The sequence below is a fragment of the Variovorax soli NBRC 106424 genome, assembly GCF_001591385.1.
Lineage (GTDB): Bacteria > Pseudomonadota > Gammaproteobacteria > Burkholderiales > Burkholderiaceae_C > Variovorax > Variovorax soli.
The window spans coordinates 1-26851 of the sequence record NZ_BCUU01000021.1; the positions used below are offsets into that span (position 1 = coordinate 1).

The following is a 26851-nucleotide window of genomic DNA, read 5'->3' on the forward strand; positions in this document are numbered from 1 at the left end:
AGCGCGGGCACGCCCCGGCGCACCGGCGCGGCGGCCCTGCCCGACTTGCCCCGGCCACGGGCGGTTTCCGAAACGGCGACGCAGGTACCCAGTGCCGAACGCCAGACGACGCGATAGATGTGGTTCATGGTTCTTCTCAGAGGGCGAAGGACAGCCGCACGCCGTACAGCGTCGACTCGTTGCTGAAGTACGAAGGCAGGTGCAAGGCGCGCGAGGCGAACACCTCGGCGCTGAGCGAGCGCCACTGCAGGGCCATGCCCACGGTCGCGCCGGACATCGATCCCGAGGCCAATCCAGGCGCGTTGTTGCTGACCCGGCCGAAGTCGTAGCCGAGGTACACCCGGCCCGACAGCGGCTGCTGCGCCGCCGTGACCTGCCAGGGCAGCGACAGCTCGTTGCGCACGAAGTAGCCGCTGTCGCCCGAGAGCGAGTTCAGGAGCGAGCCGCGCACCGAGGACCAGCCGCCGATCAGCATCTGCTGCACGCCGTAGAGCACGTACGGGCTGTACTGGCCGCTGAACTGGGTGCTCCACGCCAGCGGCTGGCTGCCCACGTCGAAGCGGCTGCTGAAGCCGGCGTCCAGCGTGTATTTCTCGAACTGCGCATGCGGCAGGTCGGCGGGGAGGTAAGCCGGGTCCTCCAGCGCGCCCAGCCCGCGCAGGCCGCTCACGTAGCCCAGGCGCGCATTGACGATGCTGCTGCCCAGCTGCGTGAATGCATTGGCGCCGATGTCGAGCGTGGTGAGCTTGCGGCTGGCCACCTCCAGGAACTGGCCGGCCAGGAACGAGCGGCTGTCCTGCGTCTGCAGGCGGCCCGACAGCGAAAGGCGGCTGGCCTGGTCGCGAAACACCACGCGGTCGAGCGTGAAGGCCTGCGTCAGCGTGCGCCCTTGCGAGGCCAGCTTGTTGCCGCTGGCCAGCTGCAGGGTGTTGGTGTAGTTGCTCTCGTTGGCGTCGTAGCTGAGCGTGCTGTAGCCCCACGGCACGCTGGCGCGCAGCGCGGTGAGGTCGGAGTTGTGTTCGCCGTCGTGCGGCACCGACTGGCGGCGCGTGATGGCGATCACCTCGTTCAGGCCGAGCAGGCTGTCGAAGCTCACGGTGGCGGACAGCGAGTTCTTCCCGGTGCTGGGCGTGCCCAGCGTGTCGTAGGTGGCGTACAGGTGCGCCGGCGTGCTGGCCGTGTTGTTCACCACCACCACGCTCTGGCCGGGCTGGCTGCCGGGCTGCAGGTCCAGCGTGGCGGAATTGGAGGCCACGCCGTTGACCTGGTCGATGCCCTGCTCGAGGTCGCGCAGGTTCAGCCGATCGCCGGGCGCCCCAGGAAAGGCGCCGCGGGTGGACACGGCGGCGCCGGTGCGGCCGGTGTTGCGCACCTCGTAGCGCTCGATGCGACCTTCCACCACCATCACGGCCAGCGTGCCGCTGCGCAGGTCCTGCGCGGGCAGGTAGGCGCGGGTGGTGACATAGCCCTTGTCGATGTAGAACTTGGTGACCGCGGCCAGCACGGCCTCCAGGTCCTTGGCGGCCAGGCAGCGGCCAGCGTAGTCGCGCGCGATCTGCTCGCGCACGCCGCCAGGCAGCAGCGTGGCGCCTTCGATGCGGATCTCGTTGATGTCGCGGCAGGGCGCACCGAGGTCCGGCACGCTGACCTGCGGCTGCATGCTCTTCAAGTCCGCGCCGCCGGGGCGCACCGGTTGCTGCTGCAGGGCGCGCTCCTGCTCTTCGCGCAGGCGGTCCTGCTGCTGGCGCTCGATCACCCCGTTCTGGCGCAGCACGCCCGCCGCGTCCCGCTGCTGGGCCCAGGCGCCCTGGGCGCTCGCGGCCGCCGCCAGGCAGGCGGCGGCCAGCCGGCACATCTTCCAACTCGTCATGGCAACTTTCTTGTCTTTTCGAAGGCGTCCGCCAGCCCGGTGGGCGGGCGGCGCAAGACGCGTGTTCGTGAGGCCGCTGACACGAAATCTCTCGTTCAGCAACATCTACTTACGAATGCTAGGAAGAGTGCGGAGGCGGCGCATTGGACCAAAGGCCAATGCCCGGACATTTGTGCGGCCGCCGGGGGCGATTCGCGCCGCCTGTATGCTGGGCGCCTTTTTGGGTGCGGCGAACAGGCCCGGCACCCCGCAGTCCAGCCCCCCCGATGCCCACCACCCTCCTGCTGATCGACGACCACGCCATGTTTCGCGAAGGCCTGTCGCTGGCCCTGCGCCAGGCGGAGCCGGGCCTGGTCATCGACAGCGCGGGCAGCGGCGCCCAGGCGCTGGACATGCTGGCCGCCATGCCCACCGCGCCCGATGCGGTGCTGACCGACTTCTACCTGCCCGACCTGGGCGGCGCCGCCCTGCTGCGCCAGCTGTGGCGCAGCCGCGCGGGGCTGCGGGTGCTGGTGCTGTCGGCCTCCGAAGACCCGCAGGACGTGGAGGCGGCCATGGCCGAAGGCGCGCACGGCTTCGTGCACAAGTCGGCCGACAGCGACCGGCTGCTGTCCATGCTGCGCCGCATCCTGGCCGGCGAAAGCGGCCTGGTCTGGACGGGCGACGCCGCCCCGTCGCCGCTGCCGGTGCTGGCCGGCGCGCCCGATCCGCTGGCCCGCCTGACGGCGCGCCAGACCGAGGTGCTGCACCTTCTGTGCGAGGGCCTGCGCAATGCCGACATCGCGCAGCGCCTGCAGACCACCGAGCGCACGATCAAGGCGCACATCTCGGCCATATTCGGCGCGCTGGGCGTGGACAGCCGCACGCAGGCGGTCATCGCGGCGCGCCGCGCGGGGCTGCTCGGGCGCCCGCGCTAGCTGCTCGCGTCCGCGTCCGCCAGCAGGCGGGCGATGGTGGAGCGCAGGTGCGCCGGGTCCACCGGCTTGTGCAGCAGCGGCAGGCCGCGCTGCGCCACCTCGATCAGCCGCTGCGGGTCGGTGTCGCCGCTGACCAGCAGCGCGGCGATGGCGTCGTCGTTGTATTCCTCGCGCACGCGGTCGATGGCGTCGATGCCGGTCAGGTGCTCGCGCAGCCGGTAGTCGCTCACGATCAGGTCCGGCTTGCCGGGCACGGCGGCAGCCAGCGCCAGCAGCTCGTCGGCACTGGCGGCGCTGACCACCCGGTGGCCCCAGCCTTCCAGCAGCAGCTGCAGGCCATGGCGGCTGGGCGCATCGTCCTCGATCACGAACACCCGCGCCGGGCGCGGCGCGTGGCCAGGCGCGTCCGGTGCCATGGCGGCGTCGGCCACGTCGTCCACGGGCTGCAGCTGCGCCAGCGGCAGCGTCAGGCCGAACACCGTGCCGCGCCCCACGCGCGAACGCAGCACCAGTGGATGCCGCAGCAGCGCGGCCGTGCGCCGCACGATGGCCAGCCCCAGGCCGAGGCCCTTGCTGCGCTCGCGCTCGGGATTGCCCAGCTGGTGGAATTCCCAGAACACCCGCTCATGCTCCTCCGGCGGAATGCCGGGGCCGGTGTCCCAGACCTCGACCCGCACCGCGCCAGCGCCCGCGCGGCGGCAGCCGATGAGCACCGCGCCGCGCGCGGTGTGGCGAATGGCGTTGTCCAGCAGGTTGCGCAGGATGCGCCCGAGCAGCGCCGGGTCCGACTGCACCACGGTGGCAGAGGGGTGCGCCCGCAACTGCAGGCCGCGCGCCTGGGCCTGCGGACCGAACTCGAGCGCCAGCTGCTCGATGAGCACGTCCAGCGCCACCGGCTGCATGCGCGGCACCACCACGCCGGCGTCCAGCCGTGACAGGTTGAGCAGCCCTTCGAACAAGGCGCCCATGGCCGAGGCCGCGCGCGAGATGCTGTCGACCAGCTCGCGGCTGGACGCGGGCAAGGCCTGGCCGCGCAGCACGCCGACGAACAGGCTCAGCGCATGCATGGGCTGGCGCAGGTCGTGGCTGGCCGCCGCCAGGAAGCGCGACTTGGCCAGGTCGCTGCGCACCGCGGCCTCCTTTTCCTGCTGCACCCGCTTGAGCAGGTCCAGGTTCTCGAAGCGCAGGCGCAGCGAATCCACCTGGGTGCGGAACATGCGGTGCGCAAAAGCCAGCGTCACGAACAGGTAGAGCATGCCGGCCAGCGACATCACCTGCAGCAGCGGATGCGGGACCAGCCCCATCGCCAGCATGGGCGGCAGGAAGTACGGAACCTGGAAGCCGTAGAGCACCGCCAGGTCGATGCAGTAGGCGTAGATGGCGCCGGTGCCCATGGTCAGCAGGCCGATCACCAGGAACATCTGGTGCGCCAGCGGCGCCTGCAGCATCCACCAGCCGGTGGGCAGCCCCCACAGCAGGCCGCCCAGCACGGTGCCCGCCAGGGTCAGGCGGTGCCAGCGCCTGAAGCCGGCAATGTCCTGGCCGTCCTGCGGCCAATGGCGCCAGGCGATCCAGCCGCGCGCTGCTGTCAGGAGCACGTTGGCGCCCGCCCACAGCAGCAGCTGCGCCGTGGGTATGGCGCCATGCAGGGCCGTCGCCACCAGCCCCGAGGTCAGCAGCACGCCCAGCAAGGCAAAGGGCAGGTTGCGCCGCAAGGCGTTCATGCGGGCGGCGAACACCGGGGCGGCGGATGACGGCGGCAGGGGTGGTTTCATGGACGAGGGGCAGCGGGCATGGCGATGGCCGCGCAAGTGCAAGCCATGCATGCGGCCGGGCGCCGCATGCTGGCGCAGCGCGGCGCGAATGGCATCGGACTTTAGTGCAAGGGCTGCGCACGCCGCTTGTCCGGCATGAACGCCCGTCCCGCTCCTACCGCCAGCGAAGCGAAACCGGTCCATGCTCGCTCGCATGGCCTCCATCATCGTCATACGCCACGCGGAAAAGCCGACGCCCGACGATGCGGTGCAGGGCGTGGACGAAGCCGGCTGCCCGGACCGCCACGAACTCAGCGTGCTCGGCTGGCAGCGCGCCGGGGCGCTGGCCGCGCTGCTGGGGGACAGAACCGCGCTGCGCCAGCACGGGTTGGAGCCGCCGCGCCACCTGTTCGCGCCGCGCCCCACTTCGGACAAGCCGAGCGAGCGGAGCCTGCATACCCTTCAGCCGCTGGCCGACACGCTCGGCCTGCCGATCCGGCTGGACTTCGCCGTGGGAGACGAACGTGCGCTCGCGCGGGCCGCCGCGCAGCTGGACGACTGGGTGCTGATCGCGTGGCAGCACGAAGGCATCGTGAAGATCGCCCGCGAACTGGCGGCAAAGTCGCAGCCCGTGCCGGACAGCTGGCCGACCGACCGCTTCGACCTGATCTGGCTGTTCAGCGGCGACCCGGCACGCGGCATGCGCTTTCGCCAGCTGCCGCAGCGCCTGCTCGCCGGCGACCGGGCCGACGCCGCCTGAGCCCCAGGATCCACCGCCGCGCGCGCCAGCGTCGTGAGGCCCCGGGGCCATCAATTGCTTTGATCGCCGTGGATCACCAAACAGTATTTCCCTGATACCCCGCCTTCTGGAACAGTCGCTTCAAGCCACGTTCCAGGAGACAGCCATCACCACCCCCAACGCCCCCGCTGCCGCAGCGCAGCGCCCGGTCGCCAACGTCGGCGCCCTGGTGTCGCGCAGCGCCCGCGCCCATGCGCAGCGCATCGCGATCAAGACGCCTGCGCGCAACCTCACCTACGCCGAGCTGGAGCAGCGCTCCAACCGGCTGGCCAACGCCCTGCTGGGCATGGGCCTCTCACGCGGCGACCGCGTGGGCATCTACCTGCCCAACCGCCCCGAGATCGTCGAGGTGGAGCTGGCCTGCTACAAGGCCGGCCTGGTCAAGGCGCCGTTCAATGCGCGTCTGTCGCCCGCCGAGGTGGGCGAGATCGCGGCCAACAGCGAAGCCGCCGTCATCGTCACCACCGGCGCGCGCGCCGACACCTTCCGCCCGCACATCCGCGGCGCCATGCCGCAGCTGCTGCTGGTGACGGACGAAGCCGGCAGCGAAGGCGGCGGCGCCGCCTCTTCGTACGAAAGCGCCCTCGCCCGCGCCAGCGACGCCTTCGCGCCCGTCGCCGTCACGGCCGACGAAGTGGCGGTGCTGCACTACACCTCCGGCTCCTCGGGCGTGCTCAAGGCCGCGATGCAGACCTTCGGCAATCGCCTGGCGCAGCTGCGCAAGTTCCTGCTGCGCTCCGAGGGCATGAACGAAGGCGCGGTGCTGGGCCTGGTGGGCCCGATCACCCATGCCTCGGGCATGCAGCTGGTGCCGGCCCTGTGCTGCGGCGTGACCATCCGCCTGTTCGACAGCTTCGAGCCGGCGCGCTTCATCGCCGACATGCGCGCCGACCGCGTCACGCACACCTTCATGGTGCCCACCATGATCAACATGCTGCTGGCCGAGCTGGAAGGCCAGTACCGCCCGCTGCCCGACCTGGTGCGCCTGGGCTACGGCGCCGCGCCCATGGCGCCGGCGCGCATCCTGCGCGCCATGGACGTGTTCGGCCCGGTGCTCTCGCAAGGCTACGGCGCGGGCGAGACGACCTCGGGCGTGTGCGCGCTGACCGTGGCCGACCACCTGCATGCGCGCGCGGCCCGGCCCGAGCGCCTGGCCTCGTGCGGCCGGCCTCTGCTCGAATGCGACGTGCAGATCCTCGATGACAATGGCCAGCCCGTCGCCACCGGCGAGATCGGCGAAATCGTGGTGGGCGGCGAGGATGTGTTCGCCGGCTACTGGCGCGCGCCGGAGCTCACGGCCGAGGTGCTGAAGAACGGCCGCTACCACACCGGCGACCTGGCCCGCATGGACGACGAAGGCTTCGTCTACATCGTCGACCGCAAGAAGGACATGGTGATCAGCGGCGGCTTCAACGTCTATCCGTCGGAGGTGGAGGCGGTGCTCTACCAGCACGACGCGGTGAAGGAAGCCTGCGTGTTCGCCATTCCCGACGACAAGTGGGGCGAGGCGGTGGCGGCGCATGTGGTGCTCAAGCCCGGCCGCCCGGCCGATTCGCAGCTGCTCGATGCCTTCTGCGGCGAGCGACTGGCCGGCTTCAAGCGGCCGCGCCACATCGAGTTCGTGGCGCAGCTGCCCAAGAACCCCAACGGCAAGGTCATGCGCAAGGCGGTGCAGGCACCCTATTGGGCCGGGCAAGAACGGATGGTGAACTGATCATGGACGCGACCACCCCTACCCCCACCCACGTTCCGGCGCCTTTCTTCGCCGGCCCCTTCGAAGGCTCGGAGCGCGCCGCCGACATCGTCGCCCGCGTGCAGGCCTACCTGCACGGCGAGCTGGCCGAGCTGGCGCGCGAGCACGGCGTGGACCATGAGCACGGCGCGCCCAGGGAGCTGCTGCAGCGCGTGTGGCGCCGCTCGCGCGAGCTGGGCTTCTACGGCATGACGCTGCCCGCGAAGATGGGCGGCCTGGGCCTCTCGGTGCTCGACCATGTGCTGATCAAGGAAGCCATCTACGCCACCGGTTCGCCCTTCGCGCCGCACGTGTTCGGCGAGCTGAGCGGCCCGCCCCGCGTGGGCGCGCTGGCGCGGCAGGCCACGCCGGAGCAGATGCAGAAGTTCATCATGCCGGTGGCGCAGGCCGAGAAAGCCATCTGCTTCGCGCTCACCGAAGCCGAGGCCGGCTCCGACGCCGGCGCGGTGCAGACCCACGCGGTGCGCGATGGCGACGAGTTCGTCATCACCGGCCGCAAGCGCTTCATCTCGGGTTCGCCCTTTGCCGACTATGCGGTGCTGATGGCATCCACCGCCGCCGACCCCGCGCGCGAGCGCGAAGTCTCGGCCTTCTTCGTGGACCTGAAGGCACCGGGCGTGCGCGTGGAGTCGGGCTACAAGACCATGGCCGGCCAGAGCAGCACCGGCGACATCGTGCTCGATGGCGCGCGCGTGCCGGTCAGCCACCTCATCGGTGAGCCGGGCCGCGGCCTGGCGCTGGCCCTGGGCCGCATCACGGTCAACCGCCTGCTGCACTGCCCCGCCATGGTGGGCCTGGCCACGGTGGCGCTGCACGATGCGCGCGACTACGCCACGCAGCGCAAGCAGTTCGGCCGTGCCATCGGGCAGTTCCAGGCCATCCAGCACATGCTGGCCGAGGCGGCCACCGAGCTGGCCGCGGCGCGCGCGCTGATGATCGGCACCGCACGCCAGATCGACGCCGGCGGCGAGGCCCGCGCCGAAGCATCGATGGCCAAGCTGTTCTGCTCGGAGACGGCCTTCCGCGTGGCCGACCGCGCGGTGCAGGTGCACGGCGGCGAAGGCATCGTGCAGGGCCGCCGCGTGGAGTTTTTGTTCCGCATGCTGCGCATGTACCGCGTGCTCACCGGCACCAGCGAGATCCAGAAGAACACCATCGCCAAGGAACTGCTCGGCGACGCGCTGCGCTGACGGCGCTGCCGACGCGGTCTTTCCCTTTCGCCTAGAACAAATTTCCGGAGACAACACATGAGCCACATCACCCGCCGCGACGTGCTGCGCCATGGCGCACTGGCGGCCACGCTGCTGCCCTTGGCATCGCCGCGCCTCGCGCTGGCGCAGGAGCCTTTTCCCAACCGCGCGATCAAGTGGGTGGTGCCCTACCTGGCGGGCACCGGGCCGGACACCACCACGCGCATCCTGGCCGATGCGGTCGCGCCCTTCCTCGGGCAGCCGGTGATCATCGACAACCGGGCCGGCGCGGCCGGCAACATCGGCGCGCGCGTGGTGGCCAAGGCGGCGCCGGACGGCTACACCTGGATCTACTCGGCCGCGCCCATGGCCGCCAACATGCACATGTACAAGAACCCGGGCTTCGACGCGCTGAAGGACTTCCGCCACATCATGCGCCTCACCAGCTCCGACATCGTGGTCGTGGTCAATGCCAGGTCGAGCATCCGCAGCGTGCAGGACCTGATGACGCAGGCCAGGGCGCAGAAGGGGCAGATGAACTACGCCTCGGGCGGCGTGGGCACGCCCTCGCACCTGGGCGTGGAGATGATCCTGAGCGCAGCCAATGCGCAGGCCACGCACGTGCCCTACAAGGGCGCCTCGGAGCTGGTCAATGCGGTGATCGGCGACCAGGTGAGCTTCGGCGCACCCATCTTCAGCGTGGCGTATCCGCTGATCCAGAGCGGCCAGCTGCGCGCGCTGGCGGTGGCCGGCGGCAAGCGCAACCCCGTGCTGCCCGATGTGCCCACGCTGGCCGAGCAGGGCATCAAGGGCGCGCAGCTCACCTCGTGGGGTGGCCTGTCGGTGCCCGCGGGCACGCCCGATGCCGTGGTGGAACGCATCCGCGCCGCCTTCGAGAAGGCGCTGGCGCAGCCCAAGGTGGTGGCCCAGTTGCAGCAGCAAGGCGGACTGGTCGACCTGCAGGATTCGGCCGCCTACGTGCAGGGCTTCAAGCAGGAAATGGCCTTTACCGAAGCCATGATGAAGAAGGTCGGGCTGGAGGCGATGTAGGCCTCACCATCCGTTGTTGGCGCCGCCGCCTTCCAGCGCGCGCTGCGCCAGCAGGAAGGTGGCGGCGTTCCAGCTCTGCCCCGCCATGCCCATGGGGGCCAGCGTCTTGCCGTGGAACCATTCGGTGAAGCGCCAGTCGCCATGCGCATTCGCCTCGGCCAGGCTGTGCAGCGCAGCCCGTGCCTGGTCCTGCAGGCCCAGCTGCGCCAGGGCCATCACCCAGAAGCCGCCCACGAAAGGCCACAGGCCGCCGTTGTGGTACTGGTGCGTGAGGTTCTGCCGATGCCGCCCCATGTAGGCGCGCCACAGCTCGTGGCTGGCATTCATGGGGTGCAGCGTGACGCGCACCGGCCACGGCAGCGCCGCACCGGCCGCGCCGATGGTGCGCACGATGCTGTGCGCCATCGATTCGTCGGCCAGTCCGCACAGCACGGCCAGCACATTGCCGAACACATCCCCCTCGTCGCCCACGAAAGACAGGTTGACGAAGCTCAGGTACAGCCCCGGGTCGCGCCGCCCGCGCCGCGCGTAGTGCCGCAGCAGGCGCGCGCGGTGGTACTCGGGCAGGTCGCGCTGGAAGGGGTTGAACAGGTGGTTGAAGTGGTGCCGCGTTGCGTCCGCATGCTGCAGGCCGAAGCGGCGCTTGACCTCGAACCACAGGGCGTTGGTGTAGAGCACGTAGCCCGAGCGCGGCATGATGTCGGCCCAGTCGCTGGCCTCGTTCTGCTGCAGCAGGCGAAAGTGCTGGTGTTCCTGCGCCAGCAGCCACTGGATCGCCAGCTGCACCTCGCGCGCCCAATGCGCGCCGCCCACCGCGCCGTGCCTGCGCACGTGGTGCACCGCGATCAGCCACCACAGCGTGGCGTCGATGCAGCCCAGGTACCAGAAGTCCGCGTCGTGCCCTTGCGGATCGACGTACTTGGGAATCTGGCCGTTGGCCGCCTGCCGGGCCGCCAGTGCGTCGAGGCTCGCCACCGCGCCCTGCTCCAGCGCCGGCAGGCCGCTGCCGCACATGGCCATCACGCAGATGGCCGCGTCGCGCCCGAAGATGCGCGTGTAGCGCCGCGCCACCGCCGCCTCGGTCGGGCTGGCGGCCAGGATGCCGTGCGGGGTGAGGTTGCGTTCCAGCAGCGCCAGCGATGCCTCGCGGCAGCTTGCGACGAGCACGGATGAAGGGGTGTCGGCCATGGGTTGGATGATTTTCCACACATGGCGCAACCCCACGCACGGGGCGGACGCAGGGCCGCCCGTACCATGGCGCCCTGATGATGAACGAGATCACCCTGGCACCGGCGCCCGCGCCGCTGATCGAGCGGCTCCTGTCCCTGACGACCGACAGCGCGCTGTCCGAGAACTACGCGTGCATCTGCGCGCGGCATGAGCACGGCGTGCGCTCCGTGCAGATCGACCAGCCCACCTTCGGCGTGGTGCTGCGCGGCGCCAAGCGCCTGCATGCCAAGGGCGCGGACGCGCTGTCGCTGTCGGCGGGCGACATGTTCATGATCGCGCGGCCCTGCCAGCTCGACGCCTTCAACTGGCCGGACGACACCGGGCTGTACCTGACGATCACCATGCCGATCTGCGACGAGGTCATCGGCGCCGCGCGCATGCTGTGGGCACAGCCCGTGAGCCAGGACGGCCCCGACGTGCTGGCGCTGCCGGCGCAGCGCATGGCGCCGCAGCTGCTGGCATGGGCCGACGCCCTGCGAGCCGGCGCCTATGGTCCGGCACGCGCGGCGCTGGCCGACCTGCTGGTGCAGCTGTGCATGCTGGGCCACACCGGCGTGCTGGCACCGCCGCCGCCCACGCTGGCGGCGCAGATCCGCGCGCTGGTGGCCGCGCAGCCCGATCGCAGCTGGCGCTCGCGCGACTTCGAGGATGCGCTGGGCCTGAGCGGCGCCACCTTGCGCCGGCGCCTGGCGGCCGAGAAGCAATCGCTGCTGGAGGTGATCACCGAAGCCCGCCTGTCCTGCGCGATGCAGCTGCTCTACACCACGCGCTGGCCGGTCAAGACGGTGGCCGCGCGCGTGGGCTATCAGTCGGCGCCCACCTTCGTGCGCCGCTTCGCGCAGCGCTACGGGCTGGAGCCGGGCCACATCGGCAACGCGGGCTGAGCGGCCAGACGCCAGCGCCAGCGCGAGCGCGAGCGGATCGCGCATGCAATTGAGCGAACTGCGAAGGCGGGCGGCGGGAAGATGACCGGGTGCGGCAGCCCATGGCCGCGCCAATCATCCAACCCGAGATACGACTGCCATGCCTACTACTACTTTCCCGCTATCGAAACCCCGGCTGCTGTCCATGCAGCTGGCCCGCAGCCTGGCAACGACCGCCCTGGCGTTCGCTGGGGCGTTGGCCACCGGCCATGCGCTGGCCCAGCAGCAGGCTGCAAACACGCAGCAGCAGGTGCCCGGCTACTACCACCAGGTCATCGGCACGCTGCGCGTCACCGCGCTCTTCGACGGCGTGGTGCCGCTGCCGCGCGCGCAGATCGCGGGCATGACGCCTGCCCAGGTCGACAAGCAGCTGCAAGGCCGCTACGTGCCCGAAAGCCCCGCCGGCCTGCAGACCGCCGTGAACGCCTACCTCGTGCAGGTGCAGGGCCGGCGTGTGCTGATCGATGCCGGCACGGCCGACTGCTTCGGCGGCGGCCTGGGCCATGTGGTGGACAACCTCCAGGCGGCCGGCTTCGCGCCCGGGCAGGTGGACGACGTGCTGGTGACGCATGCGCACCCCGACCATCTGTGCGGCGTACTGGGCAAGGACGGCAAGCCGGCCTTCCCCAACGCGACGCTGTGGATGGACCGCACCGAGGCCGCGTACTGGCAGGGCCCCGGCGCCGAGGCGAACACGCCGAAGGACCTGCGCTTCATCGTGGCCCTTGCGCGCCGACCGCTCGACGTCTATTCGGCCGCGGGGCGGCTGCGCACCTTCGAGCCGGGCGACGGCAGCCTGCCGGCCGGCATCGAGGCCCTGGCCAGCCACGGCCACACGCCGGGCCACGCGTCCTTCCTCGTCCCAGGCGGCAGCGCGCCGCGCGACAAGCTGCTGGTGTGGGGCGACCTGGTGCACTACCACGCGGTGCAGTTCGCCAACCCCAAGGCCAGCTACGAAGTGGATGCCGACCGCGCGCAGGCCATCGAGTCGCGCCGCGCGATGCTGCAGCGCGCGTCACGCGAAGGCTGGTGGGTGGCCGGCGCGCACCTGCCCTTCCCGGGGCTGGGCCATGCGCGGGTCGAAGGCAAGGGCTACGCCTGGGTGCCGGCGGAGTATTCGCCGCTGCCGTTGCCGGCATCGCCCTGAAGGATCCGGGGGCAAGGACCGCGCGACCGTACAACCCCACGCAGCGCAGGAGATGGGCATCGGCGGCAAATTGCCTGTTGTTGTGTAATGCAGCGCGCCACGTGTGCCAGCCTGCTTCTCCAACCTCAACTTGCTTGAAAGGAGCCTTGCCCATGCAGACCACCTCCACGCCCCGCCTGACCGCCGCGGATTTCGACCAGGACCTGCTCATCCTCTTCGACGCCTACGTGCATGGCGACCTGGACCGGCGCGGCTTTCTGGCCAGCGCGCAGAAATTCGCCAAAGCCGGCATGACGGCCGCGGGGCTGCTGGCCGCGCTCAGCCCCAACTTCGCTGCGGGCCAGCAGGTGCCGGCCGACGACTCGCGGCTGAAGATCGACCGGCCCAGCTACCCCTCGCCCCAAGGCAACGGCACCATCAAGGGCTATTTGGTGCGCCCCGCCAGCGCGGGCACGCGCAAGCTGCCCACGGTGCTGGTCATCCACGAGAACCGCGGGCTCAATCCGCACATCGAGGACATCGCGCGCCGCCTGGCGCTGGACGGCTACATGGCGTTTGCGCCGGACGCGCTCACGCCGCTGGGCGGCTACCCCGGCAATGAGGACGACGCACGCGCGGCCTTCGCCAAGCTCGACCAGGGCAAGGCGCGCGAAGACTTTCTTGCCGCCATGAGCTGGCTCAAGGCCCGCCCCGACACCACCGGCAAGATCGGCGCGGTGGGCTTCTGCTGGGGCGGCGGCATGGTGCACCAGCTGTCGCTGCGCGCACCCGAACTCACGGCCGGCGTGCCCTTCTACGGCAACACGCCCGACCCGGCCGAGGCGGCCAAGGTCAAGGTACCGCTGCTCATCCAGCAGGCCGATGTGGACGAACGCATCAACGCCGCATGGCCCGCGTACGAGGCCGCGCTCAAGGCAGCCGACGTGCGCTTCGCGGCCTACCGCTATCCGGGCACGCAGCACGGCTTCAACAACGACACCACGCCGCGCTACGACGCGGCCGCCGCCAAGCTGGCGTGGTCGCGCACGATGGAGTTCTTCAAGGCGAACCTGGGGGACGCGGGCTGAGCCGGAATTCGCCAGGCGCCCAGGCCTCCAGCTGAGGCAGGCGCCTAGCGGGCCGCAATCTTCCGCGCCAGCGCCTCGATCCCCGCTTCGTCCAGCGACTGCGCCTGCACGCTGCGGCGCTGTCCCCAAGCGGCGAAATGCCGCTCCTGCGAGCGCTCGTAGTGCGGGTCGTAGTGCAGCGCCATCAGCTCCGCGAACAGCGGCTCCAGATCGCCCGCCAGCGCCCACTGCTGCCAGCGCGCGACGGTCTCCTTGCCCTGCAGTTCCTTGAGCTTGGCCAGCTGCGCCGCCAGGCCTTCGCGGTCGTCGCCCAGGTAGGCGTAGTCGTGCAGCAGAAAGGCCAGGCGTGCTTCGGGCGTGGCCGCCACCTCGATGACCGAAGGCGACTCGCGCATGCGCGCCACCAGCGACAGCGGCAGCGAGACCTTGCCGATGCGCGCGCTCTCGCCTTCCACGTAGATGGGCCGGGCCAGGTCGAAGCGCTCGAGGCGCGTGGCCAGGTCGGTCTCGAAGCTCTTTTGCGAAGGCTGCGGCACACCCGGCAGGTTGCCCAGCAGCGAGCCCTTGTGGCAGGCCATGTCTTCCAGGTCGAGCACCTGCTCGCCCTGCGCCGCCAGCGCTTGCAGTACGCGCGTCTTGGCGCTGCCGGTGGCGCCGCAGATCACGTGCAGGTCCAGCTGCGGGCACAGCGCGTCGAGCTGCGAGATGACGTGGCGCCGAAAGCTCTTGTAGCCGCCGGCCAGCTGCTGCGCGTCCCAGCCCACCAGGCGCAGCCAGGTGACCATGGAGCCGCTGCGCATGCCGCCGCGCCAGCAGTACACCAGCGGCTTCCAGTTGGCGGGCCGGTCGGCAAAGCGCTCGCGCAGGTGCTTCGCCAGGTTGGCCGCCACCATGGCGCCGCCCACGCGGCGCGCCTCGAAGGCGCCCTGCTGCTTGTACAGCGTGCCGACGATGCGGCGCTCCTCGTCGTCGAGCACCGGGCAGTTGATGGCGCCGGGCACGTGGTCCAGCGCAAACTCGGCCGGCGATCTCGCGTCGATCAGGGTGTCGAAGGCCTGCATGTCGGCCACACGCACGGGCGCGTTGTGACTCATGCGGCTTATTTCTTCGTCTGCTGCGATGCGGCGGCGCCGGCCACCAGCTGCGCACGGAAGGCCTTGAGCTTGGCCTTGAGCCGGCGCTCGTTGACCAGGCCCACGCGCACCATGATCTTCTGCCCGGCCGACATGGCCTCGAGCTGCGGGTCGGCGTATTCGTAGTGCACCCAGGGCCGGGTGACGGGGGTGTCGCTCTTGACCTCGACCATCTTCACCCGCACCGGCCCTTCGGGCTCGGGCGCGGCCAACAGGTGGTCGATGACGGCCACCAGGCGGTCATTGAAATACTTGCCGGGGTAGCCCAGTTCTTCGAACGCCTGCTGGAACAGCGGGTAGAGCTTGAAGTACACGCCGGCCGCGGCGGCCGGGTCCACCTGCTCGGCCATCAGCACCATCGGCGTGTAGCGCTGCGCGTTGTCCAGCGCGATGGTGGTCTGCTCGCCGCTGCCGGTGGTGGCAAAGCGCTGGCCGGCAGGCTGCGCCGGCCACATGCGCGACGGCGCATGCTCGCGCGGCAGGTTGTCCACCGTGGCGACAAAGCGGCGCACGAAGCCGTCCACGTTGAGGAAGGTGGCGACGTTCTTGCGGCCCAGCAGTTCGTTGAGCGCGCTCGTGACCCGCGCGTCGGATTCGGACAGTTGCGGCAGCGCGGCATCGGGCGGCGTCTCCACCGGATTCAGGGGCGCGGTCTGCTCGGCCTGCGGCGGCGGCGGGGGTGCATCGGCCGGCGCACTGGCCGAGGGCGTCTCCTGCGGCGTCGTTGCGGCCACGGGTGTCGGCGCCTGTGTCTGCGACCAGCGCCACCACAAGGCGCCGGCGCCCAGCAGCACCACCACCAGGATGACGGCCGTCCACACGGACGATTCGCGAACGGGTCTGAATTCTCGTGGGTCCTCGCGCTCTGCCATGTCTGGGGAATCCTTTCTCTTGTTCTCTTTGAAGTCGGGTCGTCAGGCGCCGTGCAGGCCGGCCGCGATCTCGCGCGTCAGCTCGGCAGCGCCGATGGCCTTGCAGCCGCTGGCGTTCTGGCCCGACCACAAGGGAGAAAAATCACCGCTGCCCTGGCCTTCGGCCTTGGCGCGCAGCGGCGCGATGGCGGCCGTGGCCAGCGGAAATTCGGGCGGCGCGGCGCTCAGGGGGCCCAGCTCTCGCATCACGCGGTTCATGATGCCGCGCGCCGGCCGGCCGGTGAACAGGTTGGTGAGCGCGGTGTGCCGGCGCGCCTCTTCGTTGCCCGACAGCGCGGCGCGGTGCGGCGCGGTGATGGTCGCCTCGGGGCACAGCAGGTACGAGGTGCCCACCTGCACGCCGGCCGCACCCAGGGCCATGGCCGCGCGGGCGCTGGCCGCATCCACGATGCCGCCGGCCGCGATCACCGGCACCTTCACCGCCTTGAGCACCTGCGGCAGCAGCGCGAAGGTGCCCACCTGGCGGCTCAGGTCGTGCGAGAGGAAATGGCCGCGGTGCCCGCCTGCCTCCAGGCCCTGTGCAATCACCGCATCGACGCCGCGCGCCGCCAGCCACTGCGCCTCTTCCACCGTGGTGGCCGAGCTCAGCACCTTGGCGCCCCAGCCGCGCACGCGGGCCAGCAGGTCTTCGGACGGCAGCCCGAAATGGAAGCTCACCACCGGCGGCCTGAAGGCCTCGAGCACATCGGCCCCCGCGTCGCTGAACGGGTTGCGTCCGGCGCCGGCGGGGATGTTCGCGGCGTCGATGCCGAACTCGGCGTAGTACGGCGCCAGCGCCTTGCGCCATGCCGCCTCGCGCCCGGCATCCGGCACGGGCACGTGGTGGCAGAAGAAGTTGACGTTGTAGGGCTTGCTGCCGATGGCCTGGCGGATCGCTTCGATCTCGGCGCGAATGGCATCGGGCGCCAGCATGGCGCACGGCAGGGAGCCCAGCGCACCCGCGTTGCTCACGGCGATGGCCATGGCGCTGCCCTGCGCGCCGGCCATGGGAGCCTGGATGAGCGGCAGTTCGGTGCCGAGCAGCTGGGCGATGGTGTTCCGGGCCATGGCGTCAAGCCTCCGCTGTCTGCTGCGGCGCAGCCCCCGCGATCTGGCGCAGCGCGCGCTCGAAGATCTCGGCCGGCTGTCCGCCCGAGATCAGGTGCTTGTTGTCGATGATGATGGCCGGCACCGAATGGATGCCCGCGCCGGTGTACATCCGCTCGCGCGCGCGGGTCTCGGCCGCGTAGGCGTCGCTGGCCAGGATCTCGCGGGCGCGCGCCGTGTCCAGCCCCGCCTCGCCCGCCAGGCGGACCAGCAGCTCGGGGTCGGAGGGGTTCTGGCCGTCTGTGAAGTAGGCCTTGAACAGCGCCTTCTTCAGCTGGCGCTGCCTGGCCACGTCTTCCAGCTCGGCCCAGTGCAGCAGGCGATGCGCATCGAAGGTGTTCCACACGCGCTTGCGGCGGTCCAGGCTGAAGTCGAAGCCCACCTGCGCGCCGCGCTCGCGGATGCGCTCGCCGTTGGCGCGCACCTGCGCCTCGTCGATGCCGTATTTCTCGACCAGGTGTTCGACCGAATCCTGCCCTTCGCGCGGCATGTCGGGATTGAGCTCGAAGGGCTGGAAGTGCAGCTCGGCCTGGATCTCGGGCGACACCCGCTCGAGCGCCTGTTCGAGCGCGCCCAGCCCGACCGCGCACCACGGACAGGAGACGTCGGAGACGAAATCGATGCGCAGCTGATGGGGAGTGGGATTGTGGTTGCTCATGCCGCGCATTCTCGCCCCGCGGAGCAGGCGCAGCCAGCGAACGGTCTTTCGCCCATGTGTTTGTTTGTGTGTTCACCGGGGCGGCGGGCAGGCCCCCGGGCGGCGTTCAAGCGGGAAGATACGGCGATATCCTGCCCATTGCGTTGGCCACGTAGGCCTCCTTTTCGCCCACCGGTGCCACATAGTGCAAGGCGGCGGCCGCGGCCTCCACGCCTTCTGTGCGCGCGATGATCCACGCCGCCAGGTAGGGCGAGGCCAGGCAGCCGCCCGCCGTGGCCACGTTTCCCTGCGCGAAGAAGGGTTGGTTCAGCACCTCGACGCCCGCCTCCTGCACCCAGGGCTTGGTCGTCAGGTCGGTGCAGGCCGGCACCTGGCCCAGCAGGCCGAGCCGGGCCAGGATCAGGGTGCCCGAACACTGCGCCGCGATGAGCTGGCGCGACGGGTCCAGCGCCAGCCGGTCCATCAGCGCGGGGGTGGCGACGATCTCGCGCGTGAGGATGCCGCTGCCCACGATGACCGCATCCGCATCGCGTGCGTCTTCCAGCAGCGACTGCGCATGCACGGTGACGCCGTTCATCGACGTCACCTGCGGCTCGGGGCAGCACAGGCTCACGCGCCAATCGGGCTTCTTGATCCGGTGGAGCACGCCCAGCGCGACGAGCGAATCGAGTTCGTTGAAACCCTGGAAGGTGAGAATGGCGATGTGCATCGCGCCATTCTAGAAAGCGCGTGCGCCGCGGCGAACGGGGCGCTCCTTCAGAGCGTGGCGAAGAAATCCTTCAGCACCTGCGCGAACTCGGCCGGCCGCTCCACCGCGCTCAGGTGCGCCGCCTCGACCGCGGCCAGCTTCGCGCCCGGAATGGCGGCGACCATTTCCTGCGACATGGCCGGCGGCGTGGCCTCGTCGCGCGCACCGGCGATCACCAGCGTGGGCAGGGCGATCTTGCGGTTGCTCTCGCGGAAGTCGATGGCGGCCACGCCCTGGCAGGCGGCGATGTAGCCTTGCGGATCGGTGGCCACCAGGGTGTCGTGCAGCTGGCGGGCCAGCGCCGCGCCGTCGGCGCTGGCGGCGAACTCGGGCGTGAGCCAGCGCGCCACCGCGCCGGGGGCGATGGCTGCGATGCCCTGGGCCTGCACGGTTTCCACGCGCGCCTGCCACGGCGCGCGGTCGGGGTAGTACGAAGCCGAGTTGGCGATGACCACGCTGCGCAGCAGCTGCGGATGGCTCAGCGCCAGGGCCTGCGCCGTCATGCCGCCCATCGACAGGCCCACGAAATGCACCGGCGCGCCGCCGGCTTCGCGCGCGATGAGATCGGCCGCGTCCTGCGCCAGCGTCTGCATGGTGAGCGCGCCGGCCACCACGTCGGAGCGGCCATGGTTGCGGTGGTCGTAGCGCAGCACGGTGAAGTCGCGCGCCAGCAGCGGCGCCACGCCGTCCCACATGTGCAGGTCGCAGCCCAGCGCGTGGCTCAGCACCACGACGGGGCCCTGCCCTTCGCGCACGAGGTTGAGGTGGATCATGTCGTTTTCTCCTTGGGTTTGTGTTGCAGCTGCTGCTGGTGCGCCAGCACGCGCGGCAGCCACACGAAGGCGATGAGCACGATGGCGCTGCCCGCGGCCAGCATGGGCACCACCATCGGCCAGGCGCCATGGCTGTGGCGCTCGTCGATGAAGCGCGAGGCCAGCTGGCCCACGCAGAAGGCCACCGCCATCATCATGAACCCCGACCACGATACCGCGCGCCCCGCCAGGCGAGGCAGGTCGCCCACAGCACCCGCCTGGCCGCAGGGTTGATGGATGCCGTGGCCCATGCTGAAGAAGGCGTGGCCGAGCATGAGCGGCCAGGCGCTGCCCGGCAGGTGCCATGCGCCCAGCGCCTGGATCAAGGCGCCGCTGATGCTGAGCAGCGCACCCAGCCGCACGGTACGCAGCGGCCCCCAGCGGTACAGCAGGCGCCGGCAGGCAGTGGTGCTGCCGATGTAGATGGCCGAGCCGAACGACGGAATCCAGCCGTACAACGCCGGCGGGAGCCCGAGGTAGCCGATGTAGACCATGGGCGAGAGCAGCAGGAAGCAGAAGATGCCGCCGTAGCTGGATGCCGACAGGCAGCTCCACACCCGGAAGCTGCGGCTGGCGAACACCTCGCGCACCCCGCCCTGCGCCGCGGGTTGGCCCGCCGCCTGCGGCGCCTGCGTCTCGCCGAAGGAATGCCAGCACATGGCCAGCAGCACGGCGCCATAGACGGCCATCAGCACCAGCACCCAGCGCCAGCCGGCCCATTGCACGACGAAGGCCCCCAGCACCGGCGCGATGAGCGCCACCACGCCCAGGCCCGTGAGGCCGCGTGCCATCACGTGCATGCCTTCATGCGCCGGATACAGGTCGCGCACCGCGGCGCGCGAGCACACCAGGATGGCGGCCATGGCCGCGCCCTGCACCGCCCTCACCCCTGCGAGCATGGCGGCGCTGGCGGCCAGCGCGCCGGCCAGGGCCGCCACCACGTACAAGGCCAGCCCACCCAGCAGCACCGGGCGGCGGCCGATGCGGTCGGCCAGGCTGCCCACCGGAATCTGCGCCACGCCGAAGGTCAGCACGAACATGGTCAGGCTGGTGCTGGCCGAACCCAGCTCGGTCGCAATGGCGGGCAGCGCGGAAAGGTAGCTGTCGGTGGCCACCGGCTGCGCCGCCAGCAGCAGGGGCAGCAGCAGCGCGAAGCCGATCGGCGCCGCGGTCGCAGGCGTCACGGGGCAGCGTCCGGAATCAGGCCCTTTTCCTTCAGCACCGCCGTCGCCAGGCCGAAGGCATGGTTGGCCGCCGGCACGCCGACGTAGATGGCGGACATCATGATGATCTCCTTGATGTCCTCGGGCGTGAGGCGCGACTCGGGCGGGCCGTCCAGCGCGGCGCGCACGTGCATCACGAACTCCTCGAAGGACTTCACGCCCAGCAGCATCGACAGCACCATGAAGCGGCGCGTCTTGTCGCCCAGGGCCGGACGGCCCCAGATGTCGTTCCAGGCGTGCCGCGTGATCATTTCCTGGAACTCGGCGTTGAAGCTGTTGCGGTTGGCCAGGGACTTGTCGACCCAGGCATCGCCCAGCACGCGGCGGCGGTTGATCATGCCGGCGTCGTAGGCGCTCGTCGGCGCTTGTTTCTTGTCGGTGCTCATCGGATGGATTCCCTGTTCACTTGGCGGCGCGCAGCGCCTGGACTTGGGCCAGCGCCAGCGCGCCGGCGGATTCGGCCAGCGCCGGATCGAACCATTCGTCGGCGGCTTCGCGCGGCAGCTGCGCGCGCAGCGTGTCGATGTTGGCCCGCATGCGCGCGGCATCGACCTGCAGGCCCGGCAAGGCCCCGGCCATGGCGCGCACGCTGCCGTGGGTGGTGACCAGCAGCTGCGGCCACTCGGCCAGCTCGGCCTGCCATGCACCCAATGCGCGCTCGTGCTGCTGCGGCATGGTGGCCAGCAGCGCGGCCACGCGCTGCGGTGCGCGCTGCGATGCAGCCAGCGCCACCATCGAGGCCACCGGGTTGCGCTTGTGCGGCATGGCCGACGAACCGCCGCGGCCGGGCTCGCTCGGCTCGGCCAGCTCGCCCACTTCGTACTGGCCCATGAGGGCGATGTCGGTCGCGATCTTGCCCAGGCTGCCCACCGCTATGCCCAGCTCGCAGCCCAGCGCGACCCATTCGTCGCGCTGCGTGTGCCAGGCATTGCCGGCATCCTGCAGGCCCAGGGCCTGCGCCACACGCGCGCGCACGGCCGGGCCGTGCTCCTTCATCTGCGCCAGCGTGCCCACGGCGCCGCCCAGCTGCAGCTGGAGCGCGTTCTTCGCCGCAATGGCGATGCGGGTGCGCGCGCGCACCAGCGGCGCGGCCCAGTTGGCGCACTTCAGGCCGAAGCTGGTGACCGAGGCCGGCTGCATCAGCGTGCGGGCCAGCACCGGCGTCTGCGCATGCTGCGTGGCCAGCTGCAGCAGCGCGTCGGCGGCCTTGCCCAGGTCGGCATCGATGAGCTGCACCGCATCGCGCGTGACCAGCGCCATGGCGGTGTCGATCACGTCCTGGCTGGTGCTGCCGAAGTGCACGTACTGCACGGCGTCGGCATTGAACACGCCCACGGCGTCCTTCAGGGTCTTGACCAGCGGAATGGCCACGCTGCCGGCCCGCCCGCTGTCGCGCAGGATCTTGGCCACGTCGAACAGCTCGACCTTGCAGCTGCCCACGATGGAATGCGCAGCCGATTCAGGAATGAGGCCCAGCTGCGCCTGCGAACGGGCCAGCGCCGCCTCGAAGCGAAGCATGGCGTCGACGAAATGGTGGTCGCTGAAGGCGTCCAGGGCCTCTGGCGTGGAAAGAAAGGCTTCGAAAATGCTCATGTCGATGGGTGCTTGAAATGGATGGATCGCACCTGTTCTTTTCTCAGGCCACGCTGTCCGAGCGGTAGCGCTGCGGGTTGCGCGCCTCTTGGGCCAGCGCCGCCGGGTAGACCAGGTCGCGCAAGAAGCCGCTGTCCTCGCGCACGCCCTGCGCGGCCTCGGTGTAGCCGTAGTAGTCCAGGTAGTACGGAATCTGCTGGATCAGCATCTCGAAGCCCGGCTGCGCATGCAGCCCGCGCGCACGCGCCGCACGCACGAAGGGCGTGGGCTGGCCGCGCAGCAGCACGTCGAACACCGCGGCGTGCGGCTCGATGCGCGCCACGTCGCAGGGAAGGCCGTCCACAGCCTCCAGGCCCATCTGCGAGGCGTTGACCACCAGGTCGTAGCCGGCCGGGTCGCTGGAGGCCACCGCCACGACCGTGGCGTCGAAGAAGGCGTCGAGCTGCGCCGCCAGGCCTGCGGCCTTGCCGGCCACGGGGTCGTAGAAAGCCACATGCGCCGCGCCGTCCACCGTGCCGCCGTCGGCCAGCGCCACGCCCATGGCCGCGCCGGTGACGCCCGCGCCGAGGATCAGCACGCGCTTGCCGCGATAGGGAATGTTGAAGTGCTCCAGCGCCGAGGTGAAGCCCTCGCCGTCGAACAGGTCGCCTTCCAGTTCGCCGCTTTCGGTGCGCCGCACGATGTTCACCGAGCCGGCCACGCGGCCCAGCAGCCCGCAGCCGTCCAGCAGGCTGATGACCAGCGGCTTGTGCGGCGGCGCGATCACCATGCCGCGGATGTTCCTGGCGAGGAAGCTGGCCTTGAGGAACACCGCCAGGTCGCGCACCGGCACCCGCGCCGGCACCATCACCGCGTCGATGCCGAAGCGCTCGAACACCGCGTTGAACATGCGCGGCACGCGCACGTTGGTGACCGGGTCGCCCGGCATCAGGAAAAGATCGGTGGAGCCTTGGATGGTGTACATGAAGAAGAACTTTCGTTGTTCGACTATCGCTCGGCGCGGTTGTGGCAGGCTCGCACTGTAGCCGCAGCCGGGAGCATCGCAACAATAAAATTCGCTCAGCGATCGATCATCGAACAATGCTGTGCGAACATTGAGCAAATCAAGGGAATACCTCGCCACCATGGACAACGACAGCAAGGAGCCGCCCCCGGGCCTGGACAAGCGCGACTGGATCGCCGGGCTGGAGCGCGGCGTGAGCATCATCGAGGCCTTCGACGACGCCAACCCGCGCATGACCGCCAGCCAGGCCGGCCAGCGCACCGGCATGACGCGCACCGCCGCGCGCCGCTACCTGCTCACCCTGCAGCACATGGGCTTTGTCGCCAGCGACGGCAAGCTGTTCTGGCTCACGCCGCGCGTGCTGCGGCTGGGCCAGTCGTACCTGGAGTCGGCGCGGCTGCCGCGCATCGTGCAGCCCTTCCTGCAGCGGGTGGCGGCGGGCACGCACGAGATCGCGTATCTCTCGGTGATGGACGGCGACGAGGTGGTCTACATCGCGCGCAACGGCCCCAACCGCAGCATGAGCACCGGCTACGTGCTGGGCGCGCGCGTGCCGGCGCAGGTCACCGCCGCCGGCATGCTGATGCTGGCCATGCGCAGCGATGAGGAGCAGGCCCAGTGGCTGGCCACGCACGAGCTGGCGGTGTTCACCTCGCACACCATTTCGAGCAAGGAGCGCATGCGGCTGGAGCTGGCCCGCATCCGCGCCCAAGGCTGGTCGCTGTCGGAGCAGCAGCTGGACCTGAACTCGCGCGGCATCGCCGTGCCGCTGCGCGACCGGCGCGGCGACCTGGTGGGGGCGCTCAACATCACCATGCCCATGGGGCACGAGTCGAGCGAAGACGCAGTGGCGCGCGTGCTGCCAGTGCTGCGCGAAACCGCGCAGGCCATGCGCAACCTCATCTGATGTTCGCCCTCACCCGCCTGACCTTCGAGCGCGCCAGAAAGGAGCGCCTGCCCCAGGTTGCCGGCAGCCTGACCTTCACCACGCTGCTGTCCATGGTGCCCCTGCTGGCCGTGAGCCTGGCGCTCATCGCCCGCTTCCCGGTCTTCCGGCGCCTGAAGGACGCGCTCGAACATGTCCTGCTGGGCAGCCTGCTGCCAGCCGACATCGCCCGCACGGTGCTCAAGTACCTGAACAAGTTCGCTATCAACGCCCATGGCCTGACCTGGGTCGGCTCGCTGTTCCTGCTGTGCACGGCAGTGGCCATGCTGCTCACGGTGGAGAACGCGCTCAACCAGATGTGGCAGGTGCGCAGGAACCGGCCTTTCCTCAGGCGGGTGGGCATGTACCTGCTGATGCTGGCGCTCGGGCCGCTCGTGCTGGGCCTGAGCCTGTGGGCCACGTCGTACCTGCTGGGCAGCTCCATGGGCCTGATCAAGGCGCTGCCGCCGTCGCTCGCCTTCGTGCTGGATCTCGGGCCGCTCATGCTCGGCGTCGTGGCGCTGGCGAGCCTGTTCTACTTCGTGCCCAACACCACGGTCCAGCTGCGCGACGCGCTGGTGGGCGGGGTGATCGCCAGCGTGGGCTTCGAGCTGGGCAAGCGGGGCTTCACCCACTACCTGGTCAAGGTGCCGACGTACAAGGCGGTCTACGGGGCCTTCGCCACGCTGCCCATGTTTTTGCTGTGGGTGTATTTCTCGTGGCTGGTCACGCTGGTGGCGGCCATGACCACGGCCAACCTGGCGCTTGCGCGGCGCCGGCCAGGCGGGCGGCTGGCCCGGGCCTGAGGCCCGGGGCCGCCCCTTTTTGCCGCGCTTCAGGCCAGCACGGTCTCGATCTCGGTCTTGACCTCGCTCATGAGGCGGTGCACCGGGCACTTGCCGGCCACCCGCAGCAGCTCGGCGCGCTGCGCGTCGTCGAGCGGGCCGGTGAGATGCAGCACGGTCTTGAGCTTGTAGGTGCCCTGGCGCTCCTGGCTGTCGTCGCGTTCCACCTGCACCTCGATGTCTTCCAGCGGCATGCCCTTGCGCTTGGCGTAGAGCAGCACCGTGAGCGCCTTGCACGAAGCCAGCGCGGCGTCGTACAGGTCGTGCGGGCTCGGGCCCTCGTCCTTGCCGCCGCCGGCCGGCGAGGCATCCACCGTGAAGCTGTGCTGGCGGATCTGCACGCGGTGGCGGGTGCCGGCGAGGTCGTCGCGGCGCACGGAAATGGTCATGTCTGGACTCCTATTTTTGGGTTGAGAGTGGATTCGGTGCCGCCGTAGCGCTCGGTGCGGATCGCCGCAGCCGCCACGTCGGCCAGCAGCAGGCCGTCGGTGACGGCTTCGACGAAGGCGTTCGAGCCGCACACATAGACATGGCGCGGCACCTGCGCCCAGCGCGACAACAGGCCCTGCAGTTGCGCGGCGTTCAGGCGGCGCCCCAGGTCGCCCGCGCGGCGCGGCGATTCGCGCGTGGTCACGGCCACGAAGAGGAAGTGTTCCGGTGCCTGCACCTGCAGCTGCTGCAGTTCTTCCACAAAGGCGAGCTCGGCCCAGGTGCGGGCCGAATACACCAGCATGAGCGGCGTTTCGCTGCCGGCATCGCGCCAGGCGCGCACCATGGCCATGAGCGGGGCCAGGCCCGACCCACCCGCGATGAGAAGCAGCGGCCCGCCATCGGCCGGCGACCAGATGAAGTGGCCGCCCAGCGGGCCGCGCACCTCGATGGTGTCGCCCGCCTGCGCCACGTCGTGGAAGTACGGCGACACCTCGCCGTCGTCGAGCTTTTCGATCATCAGCTCGATGTGCGGCGCGGACGGCGCCGATGCGATGGAATAGCTGCGTTGCGCGCTGTAGCCGTCTTCGGCCGTGAGCCGCACGTCCACATGCTGCCCGGCCACCGGCTGCGCCAGCGGCGCCTTGAGCCGCACGCTGGCGATGCGCGGGGTGAGAGGCTCGATGCGCTCGATCACGGCCTCATGCCACGAAGTGGCCGCCTTGCCTGCCGCGGCGTTCATTCGTCGTCCGAGAAGCGTTGCTGCTTCCACGGATCGCCATGCATGTGGTAGCCGCGCAGCTCCCAGAAGCCGGCCTCGTCGCGCTGCGTGAAGCGCAGGCCGCGCAGCCACTTGGCGCTCTTCCAGAAATAGAGATGCGGCACCAGCAGGCGCGCCGGGCCGCCATGCGCGGGTTCGAGCGGCCGGCCGTCGAAATGCGTGGCCACCATGGCGCGCCCGCCGGCCAGGTCGGCCATGGGGACGTTGGTGTCGTAGTCGTCGAAGCCCAGGGCCAGCACCCATGGCGTGGGCGGGGCAGGCAGGCCGGCAGCGGCCAGCAGGTCGTCGATGCCCACGCCCTCCCACAGCGTGTCGAACTTCGACCACTTGGTCACGCAATGGATGTCGCCCTGCCAGCGCGTGCGCGGCAACTGCTGGAAATCGTGCCAGCTCCACCCGGCCAGCGGACGCGGACCGTCGAAGAGTTCGAAGCGCCAGCGCGCCATGTCGATGCGCGGCGTGGGCCCCTTGGCCAGCACCGGAAAGTCGTCGGTGAGGTATTGCCCCGGCGGCAGCCGGTTGGCGGTGGCCGCAGCAGGGCGGCGGCCGGTGAATCCGCGAGTTGCCATTTCTATTCAGCTCCCTGTGAATGGTGTGCGGGCATGGTATGGCCTGCACAGGCAACGGCGCAAGTTCACGCCTCCTTGTAGAAGGCCTCCACCTTGCCCTTGAGCTTGAGCATCAGCGGGTTGCCCTTGCGGTCGAGCGTCTTGCCCGCGGGCACCTTCACCCAGCCTTCGCTGATGCAGTACTCCTCCACGTCGTGCCGCTCCTTGTCGTTGAAGCGGATGCCGATGTCGTGCTCGAAGATTTCCGCCACGTAGTGCGGGCTGCGCGGGTCGATGGAGAGGTGGTCGGGAAGCGGCGGCTTGGAGGTGGTGTCGGTCATCGTGAAAAAAAGCGGTCGTGCTGGCGCGGGCGCATGGGGTTGGCCCGCGAACCGCCCGATCATAGGTCCGCTTGTGGGCATCGCCTGCCCCTCC

The 26851-nt window shown here is 70.4% G+C and carries 28 protein-coding genes; 10 read left to right on the top strand and 18 right to left on the bottom strand.

Annotated elements, in window-relative coordinates; genetic code table 11:
• Positions 1-128 (bottom strand): ESPR domain-containing protein (locus VSO01S_RS28260; protein ID WP_084241762.1); only part of this gene is annotated, 128 nt, incomplete at its 3' end.
• Positions 129-136: 8 nt separating this feature from the next.
• Positions 137-1870, bottom strand: a complete 1734-nt coding sequence (locus VSO01S_RS08760; RefSeq protein ID WP_245684146.1) for a ShlB/FhaC/HecB family hemolysin secretion/activation protein — start codon at positions 1868-1870, stop codon at positions 137-139.
• Between the two features lie 266 nt (positions 1871-2136).
• Between VSO01S_RS08760 and VSO01S_RS08765 the strand changes: the two genes are divergently transcribed.
• Positions 2137-2787, top strand: coding sequence for a response regulator transcription factor (locus tag VSO01S_RS08765; RefSeq protein ID WP_068641445.1), 651 nt, complete (start codon positions 2137-2139; stop codon positions 2785-2787).
• Here the strand turns inward: VSO01S_RS08765 and VSO01S_RS08770 are convergent.
• A complete protein-coding gene (locus VSO01S_RS08770) occupies positions 2784-4562 on the bottom strand; it encodes an ATP-binding response regulator (RefSeq protein WP_068641447.1) in 1779 nt (592 codons plus the stop codon). The genes VSO01S_RS08765 and VSO01S_RS08770 overlap by 4 nt on opposite strands.
• A 181-nt stretch (positions 4563-4743) precedes the next feature.
• On the opposite strand from VSO01S_RS08770, the gene VSO01S_RS08775 reads away from it, so the two are divergent.
• The 4 genes from VSO01S_RS08775 to VSO01S_RS08790 all read left to right on the top strand — a co-directional run bounded on the left by VSO01S_RS08775 (position 4744) and on the right by VSO01S_RS08790 (position 9333).
• Positions 4744-5301 (top strand): histidine phosphatase family protein, encoded by a 558-nt coding sequence (locus tag VSO01S_RS08775; RefSeq protein ID WP_245684147.1) that lies wholly within the window; start codon positions 4744-4746, stop codon positions 5299-5301.
• A gap of 145 nt (positions 5302-5446) precedes the next feature.
• Entirely contained in the window at positions 5447-7054 is a 1608-nt protein-coding gene (locus VSO01S_RS08780; RefSeq protein ID WP_068641451.1) for an AMP-binding protein, read from the top strand.
• A 2-nt stretch (positions 7055-7056) separates the two neighbouring features.
• Positions 7057-8283 carry an acyl-CoA dehydrogenase family protein gene (locus VSO01S_RS08785; protein ID WP_068641453.1) on the top strand — a complete coding sequence of 409 codons (1227 nt, stop codon included), beginning with the start codon at positions 7057-7059 and terminating at the stop codon, positions 8281-8283.
• A gap of 57 nt (positions 8284-8340) precedes the next feature.
• Positions 8341-9333: a Bug family tripartite tricarboxylate transporter substrate binding protein gene (locus VSO01S_RS08790; RefSeq protein WP_068641455.1), complete on the top strand. Its 993-nt coding sequence runs from the start codon at positions 8341-8343 to the stop codon at positions 9331-9333.
• 3 nt (positions 9334-9336) lie between these two features.
• Here the strand turns inward: VSO01S_RS08790 and VSO01S_RS08795 are convergent, their stop codons facing one another.
• On the bottom strand, positions 9337-10521 hold the full coding sequence (locus tag VSO01S_RS08795; protein ID WP_068641457.1) for an amylo-alpha-1,6-glucosidase: 1185 nt from the start codon (positions 10519-10521) through the stop codon (positions 9337-9339).
• An 80-nt stretch (positions 10522-10601) separates the two neighbouring features.
• On the opposite strand from VSO01S_RS08795, the gene VSO01S_RS08800 reads away from it, so the two are divergent.
• The 3 genes from VSO01S_RS08800 to VSO01S_RS08810 all read left to right on the top strand — a co-directional run bounded on the left by VSO01S_RS08800 (position 10602) and on the right by VSO01S_RS08810 (position 13700).
• The gene (locus VSO01S_RS08800; protein WP_153305186.1) at positions 10602-11447 is read left to right on the top strand and encodes a helix-turn-helix transcriptional regulator; all 846 of its coding nucleotides are present in this window, start codon (positions 10602-10604) and stop codon (positions 11445-11447) included.
• 139 nt (positions 11448-11586) lie between these two features.
• The gene (locus VSO01S_RS08805) at positions 11587-12633 is read left to right on the top strand and encodes an MBL fold metallo-hydrolase (RefSeq protein ID WP_068641459.1); all 1047 of its coding nucleotides are present in this window, start codon (positions 11587-11589) and stop codon (positions 12631-12633) included.
• A 152-nt stretch (positions 12634-12785) separates the two neighbouring features.
• Positions 12786-13700 (top strand): dienelactone hydrolase family protein, encoded by a 915-nt coding sequence (locus VSO01S_RS08810; RefSeq protein ID WP_068641460.1) that lies wholly within the window; start codon positions 12786-12788, stop codon positions 13698-13700.
• Positions 13701-13744: 44 nt separating this feature from the next.
• Here the strand turns inward: VSO01S_RS08810 and mnmH are convergent, their stop codons facing one another.
• The 10 genes from mnmH to VSO01S_RS08860 all read right to left on the bottom strand — a co-directional run bounded on the left by mnmH (position 13745) and on the right by VSO01S_RS08860 (position 22849).
• Positions 13745-14794: a tRNA 2-selenouridine(34) synthase MnmH gene (gene mnmH, locus VSO01S_RS08815; protein ID WP_068641462.1), complete on the bottom strand. Its 1050-nt coding sequence runs from the start codon at positions 14792-14794 to the stop codon at positions 13745-13747.
• 5 nt (positions 14795-14799) lie between these two features.
• Positions 14800-15705: a DUF3014 domain-containing protein gene (locus VSO01S_RS08820; protein ID WP_068641464.1), complete on the bottom strand. Its 906-nt coding sequence runs from the start codon at positions 15703-15705 to the stop codon at positions 14800-14802.
• A 42-nt stretch (positions 15706-15747) separates the two neighbouring features.
• Complete coding sequence (locus VSO01S_RS08825) at positions 15748-16812, bottom strand: NAD(P)H-dependent flavin oxidoreductase (protein ID WP_068641466.1); 1065 nt, start codon at positions 16810-16812, stop codon at positions 15748-15750.
• A gap of 4 nt (positions 16813-16816) precedes the next feature.
• The gene (locus tag VSO01S_RS08830; protein ID WP_068641468.1) at positions 16817-17518 is read right to left on the bottom strand and encodes a DsbA family oxidoreductase; all 702 of its coding nucleotides are present in this window, start codon (positions 17516-17518) and stop codon (positions 16817-16819) included.
• A gap of 97 nt (positions 17519-17615) precedes the next feature.
• Complete coding sequence (locus VSO01S_RS08835) at positions 17616-18218, bottom strand: DJ-1/PfpI family protein (protein WP_068641470.1); 603 nt, start codon at positions 18216-18218, stop codon at positions 17616-17618.
• 47 nt (positions 18219-18265) lie between these two features.
• Positions 18266-19030 carry an alpha/beta fold hydrolase gene (locus VSO01S_RS08840; protein WP_068641472.1) on the bottom strand — a complete coding sequence of 255 codons (765 nt, stop codon included), beginning with the start codon at positions 19028-19030 and terminating at the stop codon, positions 18266-18268.
• A complete protein-coding gene (locus tag VSO01S_RS08845) occupies positions 19027-20253 on the bottom strand; it encodes an MFS transporter (RefSeq protein WP_068641473.1) in 1227 nt (408 codons plus the stop codon). Before VSO01S_RS08845 ends, VSO01S_RS08840 begins: the two co-directional genes overlap by 4 nt.
• The gene (locus tag VSO01S_RS08850; protein WP_068641475.1) at positions 20250-20678 is read right to left on the bottom strand and encodes a carboxymuconolactone decarboxylase family protein; all 429 of its coding nucleotides are present in this window, start codon (positions 20676-20678) and stop codon (positions 20250-20252) included. The genes VSO01S_RS08845 and VSO01S_RS08850 overlap by 4 nt, the downstream gene beginning before the upstream one ends.
• A gap of 16 nt (positions 20679-20694) precedes the next feature.
• Positions 20695-21885, bottom strand: coding sequence for a 3-carboxy-cis,cis-muconate cycloisomerase (gene pcaB / locus VSO01S_RS08855; protein WP_068641477.1), 1191 nt, complete (start codon positions 21883-21885; stop codon positions 20695-20697).
• A gap of 43 nt (positions 21886-21928) precedes the next feature.
• Positions 21929-22849 carry a shikimate dehydrogenase family protein gene (locus tag VSO01S_RS08860; RefSeq protein ID WP_068641479.1) on the bottom strand — a complete coding sequence of 307 codons (921 nt, stop codon included), beginning with the start codon at positions 22847-22849 and terminating at the stop codon, positions 21929-21931.
• A 160-nt stretch (positions 22850-23009) separates the two neighbouring features.
• Between VSO01S_RS08860 and VSO01S_RS08865 the strand changes: the two genes are divergently transcribed.
• Entirely contained in the window at positions 23010-23795 is a 786-nt protein-coding gene (locus tag VSO01S_RS08865; protein ID WP_068641481.1) for an IclR family transcriptional regulator domain-containing protein, read from the top strand.
• The gene (locus tag VSO01S_RS08870; protein ID WP_068641483.1) at positions 23795-24619 is read left to right on the top strand and encodes a YihY family inner membrane protein; all 825 of its coding nucleotides are present in this window, start codon (positions 23795-23797) and stop codon (positions 24617-24619) included. Before VSO01S_RS08865 ends, VSO01S_RS08870 begins: the two co-directional genes overlap by 1 nt.
• A gap of 29 nt (positions 24620-24648) precedes the next feature.
• Here VSO01S_RS08870 and VSO01S_RS08875 read toward each other — a convergent pair whose 3' ends face one another.
• The 4 genes from VSO01S_RS08875 to VSO01S_RS08890 all read right to left on the bottom strand — a co-directional run bounded on the left by VSO01S_RS08875 (position 24649) and on the right by VSO01S_RS08890 (position 26757).
• Positions 24649-25047 carry an OsmC family protein gene (locus VSO01S_RS08875; RefSeq protein ID WP_068641485.1) on the bottom strand — a complete coding sequence of 133 codons (399 nt, stop codon included), beginning with the start codon at positions 25045-25047 and terminating at the stop codon, positions 24649-24651.
• Positions 25044-25829, bottom strand: a complete 786-nt coding sequence (locus VSO01S_RS08880) for an FAD-binding oxidoreductase (protein ID WP_068641487.1) — start codon at positions 25827-25829, stop codon at positions 25044-25046. The genes VSO01S_RS08875 and VSO01S_RS08880 overlap by 4 nt, the downstream gene beginning before the upstream one ends.
• Entirely contained in the window at positions 25826-26437 is a 612-nt protein-coding gene (locus VSO01S_RS08885) for a sulfite oxidase-like oxidoreductase (protein WP_068641489.1), read from the bottom strand. Before VSO01S_RS08885 ends, VSO01S_RS08880 begins: the two co-directional genes overlap by 4 nt.
• A 65-nt stretch (positions 26438-26502) precedes the next feature.
• Positions 26503-26757 carry a DUF3297 family protein gene (locus VSO01S_RS08890; RefSeq protein ID WP_068641491.1) on the bottom strand — a complete coding sequence of 85 codons (255 nt, stop codon included), beginning with the start codon at positions 26755-26757 and terminating at the stop codon, positions 26503-26505.
• Positions 26758-26851 lie beyond the last annotated feature (94 nt).